Below are 5495 nucleotides of genomic sequence, written 5' to 3'. Positions count from 1 at the left end.
TTGTCCGGCGGTGACCTACTCTCCCACACCCTCCCGGGTGCAGTACCATCGGCGCTGTGGGTCTTAGCTTCCGGGTTCGGAATGGGACCGGGCGTTTCCCCCACGCTATGACCGCCGTAACCCTGTGTCCCGTCACACACCCGTGCGGGTGTGCGGGGGAAATCTTGTGGTTACAACAACTGTGGTGTTGTTATTCAGTTTATTTTGGTTCCTGTTCCAACGGGTTTGTTGGTTGGGAACCACATAGTGGACGCAAGCATGCTTTGTTCTTGTGTGGTGTAAGTTATCGGCCTATTAGTACCGGTCAGCTTCACGAGTCGTTAGTCCTCGCTTCCACATCCGGCCTATCAACCCAGTGGTCTGGCTGGGGGCCTCTCACACCCGAGGGTGTATGGAAATCTCATCTCGAAGCGAGCTTCCCGCTTAGATGCTTTCAGCGGTTATCCCATCCGAACGTAGCTAATCAGCGGTGCACTTGGCAGTACAACTGACACACCAGAGGTTCGTCCGTCCCGGTCCTCTCGTACTAAGGACAGCCCTTCTCAAATTTCCTGCGCGCGCAGCGGATAGGGACCGAACTGTCTCACGACGTTCTAAACCCAGCTCGCGTACCGCTTTAATGGGCGAACAGCCCAACCCTTGGGACCTACTCCAGCCCCAGGATGCGACGAGCCGACATCGAGGTGCCAAACCATGCCGTCGATATGGACTCTTGGGCAAGATCAGCCTGTTATCCCCGAGGTACCTTTTATCCGTTGAGCGACGGCCATTCCACAATGTACCGCCGGATCACTAGTCCCGACTTTCGTCCCTGCTCGAGATGTCTCTCTCACAGTCAAGCTCCCTTGTGCACTTACACTCGACACCTGATTGCCAACCAGGCTGAGGGAACCTTTGGGCGCCTCCGTTACTTTTTAGGAGGCAACCGCCCCAGTTAAACTACCCATCAGGCACTGTCCCTGACCCGGATTACGGGCCGAAGTTAGATGTCCAAAGTGACCAGAGTGGTATTTCAACGATGACTCCACCCGAACTGGCGTCCGGGCTTCAACGTCTCCCACCTATCCTACACAAGCCACTCCGAACACCAATACCAAACTATAGTAAAGGTCTCGGGGTCTTTCCGTCCTGCTGCGCGTAACGAGCATCTTTACTCGTACTGCAATTTCGCCGAGTTTATGGTTGAGACAGCGGGGAAGTCGTTACTCCATTCGTGCAGGTCGGAACTTACCCGACAAGGAATTTCGCTACCTTAGGATGGTTATAGTTACCACCGCCGTTTACTGGGGCTTAAATTCTCAGCTTCGCCGTGAGGCTAACCGGTCCTCTTAACCTTCCAGCACCGGGCAGGAGTCAGTCCGTATACATCGTCTTGCGACTTCGCACGGACCTGTGTTTTTAGTAAACAGTCGCTTCCCCCTGGTCTCTGCGGCCCCGATCCCCTCCCGGACGCACGGTCCGTTCAAGGTTGGGGCCCCCCTTCTCCCGAAGTTACGGGGGCATTTTGCCGAGTTCCTTAACCATAATTCTCTCGATCGCCTTAGTATTCTCTACCTGATCACCTGTGTCGGTTTGGGGTACGGGCGGCTAAAACCTCGCGCCGATGCTTTTCTAGGCAGCATAGGATCACCGAATCCCCCCTTTACGGGAGTCCCGTCAGATCTCAGGCACATGAACAGCGGATTTGCCTACCGTTCGCCCTACATCCTTGGACCGGGACAACCATCGCCCGGCTCGGCTACCTTCCTGCGTCACACCTGTTAATACGCTTGCCTCCCAGGATCAGGTCCCGCGCTCCACCAAAACCCTTCACCCACAAGGGGTGTCAGGCAGGTCTCGGGCGGTTAGTATCCCCTGTTCAACATGGGCGGTTTTTCGCCGGTACGGGAATATCAACCCGTTGTCCATCGACTACGCCTGTCGGCCTCGCCTTAGGTCCCGACTTACCCAGGGCAGATTAGCTTGACCCTGGAACCCTTGATCATCCGGCGGACGGGTTTCTCACCCGTCTTTCGCTACTCATGCCTGCATTCTCACTCGTGTAGGCTCCACCGCTGGTTTACACCGCGACTTCACCGCCCACACGACGCTCCCCTACCCATCCACACTCCTGAACCACAAAGGCTTGGAAAATATGTGAATGCCACAACTTCGGCGGTGTACTTGAGCCCCGCTACATTGTCGGCGCGGAATCACTTGACCAGTGAGCTATTACGCACTCTTTTAAGGATGGCTGCTTCTAAGCCAACCTCCTGGTTGTCTTCGCAACTCCACATCCTTTCCCACTTAGCACACGCTTAGGGGCCTTAGTTGGTGGTCTGGGCTGTTTCCCTCTCGACTATGAAGCTTATCCCCCACAGTCTCACTGCTGCGCTCTCACTTACCGGCATTCGGAGTTTGGCTGACGTCAGTAACCTTGTAGGGCCCATTAGCCATCCAGTAGCTCTACCTCCGGTAAGAAACACGCAACGCTGCACCTAAATGCATTTCGGGGAGAACCAGCTATCACGAAGTTTGATTGGCCTTTCACCCCTACCCACAGCTCATCCCCTCCATTTTCAACTGAAGTGGGTTCGGTCCTCCACGACGTCTTACCGTCGCTTCAACCTGGCCATGGGTAGATCACTTCGCTTCGGGTCTAGATCACGCCACTGCAACGCCCTGTTCAGACTCGCTTTCGCTACGGCTTCCCCACACGGGTTAACCTCGCGACGTAACACTAACTCGCAGGCTCATTCTTCAAAAGGCACGCCGTCACAACTACTATGGCTGCTCCGACGGATTGTAAGCACACGGTTTCAGGTACTGTTTCACTCCCCTCCCGGGGTACTTTTCACCTTTCCCTCACGGTACTGGTCCGCTATCGGTCATTAGGGAGTATTTAGGCTTATCAGGTGGTCCTGACAGATTCACACGGGATTTCTCGGGCCCCGTGCTACTTGGGATACTCATCAAAGGCGGTACACAGCATTACGGTTACGGGGCTCACACCCTCTACGGCCGGCCTTTCAAGACCGTTCACCTATACCAGCACTCACACCTCCCCGGTCCGGCAGAACCAGGACAACAAGTCCCACAACCCCGCCCATGCAACGCCCGCCGGCTATCACACATGGGTCGGTTTAGCCTGATCCGCGTTCGCTCGCCACTACTAACGGAATCACTGTTGTTTTCTCTTCCTGCGGGTACTGAGATGTTTCACTTCCCCGCGTTCCCTCCACGCACCCTATGTGTTCAGATGCGGGTCACCAGATCACTCGCGCGTCTGGCGGGGTTTCCCCATTCGGACACCCTGGGATCACAGTCCGGTTATCGACTCCCCCAGGCTTATCGCAGATTCCTACGTCCTTCTTCGGCTCCTAATGCCAAGGCATCCACCGTGTGCTCTTAAAAACTTGACCACAAAAGATCAATCAGTAATTTTCGAGAGAACCATGAAAACCAACCACACCCAACAACCACCCCCCAAAAAAGGGAGCCGTCATCACGCGCAGCCAGATCCAGGTTCATATTCTTGGAAATTGCTTCTTATAAAAGATGCTCGCGTCCACTATGTAGTTCTCAAACAACAACCCCGTACCACACACCCCACACACAACCCCCCAAAAGGGGCCAACGCGCATGACCGGTGCAGCCAGGAAACCAGAAACAAACAAGCCCCGGGAAGCAAAACCCTCCCGGCCCTGTTGCCTCAGGACCCAACAGTGTGCCAAACACTAAACCACGCATCCCCCACCCGCACCGTTCCAGGACAAACCCCCCACAGGGAACCCATCCGTACTAAACACGAGCGACAAACACGCGGCCGCTATCCGTTGATATTCCACCCATGAGCACCCGCCGCAGAACAAACGTCTGCGCAACGGGCCTTTACTCCTGACAACCCCTCCACACCCGCCTACACGGGCCGCAGAGACTGTAGGTGCTCCTTAGAAAGGAGGTGATCCAGCCGCACCTTCCGGTACGGCTACCTTGTTACGACTTAGTCCCAATCGCCAGTCCCACCTTCGACGGCTCCCTCCCACAAGGGGTTAGGCCACCGGCTTCGGGTGTTACCAACTTTCGTGACTTGACGGGCGGTGTGTACAAGGCCCGGGAACGTATTCACCGCAGCGTTGCTGATCTGCGATTACTAGCGACTCCGACTTCATGGGGTCGAGTTGCAGACCCCAATCCGAACTGAGACCGGCTTTTTGGGATTAGCTCCACCTCACAGTATCGCAACCCTTTGTACCGGCCATTGTAGCATGCGTGAAGCCCAAGACATAAGGGGCATGATGATTTGACGTCGTCCCCACCTTCCTCCGAGTTGACCCCGGCAGTCTCCCATGAGTCCCCGCCATTACGCGCTGGCAACATGGAACGAGGGTTGCGCTCGTTGCGGGACTTAACCCAACATCTCACGACACGAGCTGACGACAACCATGCACCACCTGTGAACCGGCCCCAAAAGGAGAAACCACATTTCTGCGGCGGTCCGGTCCATGTCAAGCCTTGGTAAGGTTCTTCGCGTTGCATCGAATTAATCCGCATGCTCCGCCGCTTGTGCGGGCCCCCGTCAATTCCTTTGAGTTTTAGCCTTGCGGCCGTACTCCCCAGGCGGGGCACTTAATGCGTTAGCTACGGCGCGGAAAACGTGGAATGTCCCCCACACCTAGTGCCCAACGTTTACGGCATGGACTACCAGGGTATCTAATCCTGTTCGCTCCCCATGCTTTCGCTCCTCAGCGTCAGTTAATGCCCAGAGACCTGCCTTCGCCATCGGTGTTCCTCCTGATATCTGCGCATTTCACCGCTACACCAGGAATTCCAGTCTCCCCTACATCACTCTAGTCTGCCCGTACCCACCGCAGATCCGGAGTTGAGCCCCGGACTTTCACGGCAGACGCGACAAACCGCCTACGAGCTCTTTACGCCCAATAATTCCGGATAACGCTTGCGCCCTACGTATTACCGCGGCTGCTGGCACGTAGTTAGCCGGCGCTTCTTCTGCAGGTACCGTCACTTTCGCTTCTTCCCTACTGAAAGAGGTTTACAACCCGAAGGCCGTCATCCCTCACGCGGCGTCGCTGCATCAGGCTTTCGCCCATTGTGCAATATTCCCCACTGCTGCCTCCCGTAGGAGTCTGGGCCGTGTCTCAGTCCCAGTGTGGCCGGTCACCCTCTCAGGCCGGCTACCCGTCGTCGCCTTGGTGAGCCATTACCTCACCAACAAGCTGATAGGCCGCGAGTCCATCCAAAACCACAAAAGCTTTCCACCCCCCACCATGCGATGAGGAGTCATATCCGGTATTAGACCCAGTTTCCCAGGCTTATCCCAGAGTCAAGGGCAGGTTACTCACGTGTTACTCACCCGTTCGCCACTAATCCCCGGTGCAAGCACCGGATCATCGTTCGACTTGCATGTGTTAAGCACGCCGCCAGCGTTCATCCTGAGCCAGGATCAAACTCTCCGTTGAAAACAAACAGACACAACCAACACCCCCGGAAATAAC

Annotated in this window: 3 rRNA genes; all 3 read right to left on the bottom strand. The window is 55.9% G+C overall.

Annotation, left to right across the window (positions count from 1 at the left end):
* Window positions 1–2 precede the first annotated feature (2 nt).
* Window positions 3–119 (bottom strand): 5S ribosomal RNA (gene rrf / locus ARGLB_RS12525).
* A gap of 154 nt (window positions 120–273) precedes the next feature.
* Window positions 274–3401: ribosomal RNA gene (locus ARGLB_RS12520) — 23S ribosomal RNA — on the bottom strand.
* Between the two features lie 532 nt (window positions 3402–3933).
* Window positions 3934–5459: ribosomal RNA gene (locus ARGLB_RS12515) — 16S ribosomal RNA — on the bottom strand.
* The 16S, 23S and 5S rRNA genes sit together here, the layout of an rRNA operon.
* Window positions 5460–5495 lie beyond the last annotated feature (36 nt).

Source organism: Arthrobacter globiformis NBRC 12137, from assembly GCF_000238915.1.
GTDB lineage: Bacteria > Actinomycetota > Actinomycetes > Actinomycetales > Micrococcaceae > Arthrobacter > Arthrobacter globiformis.
This window is presented reverse-complemented; position numbering and strand designations above follow the sequence as displayed.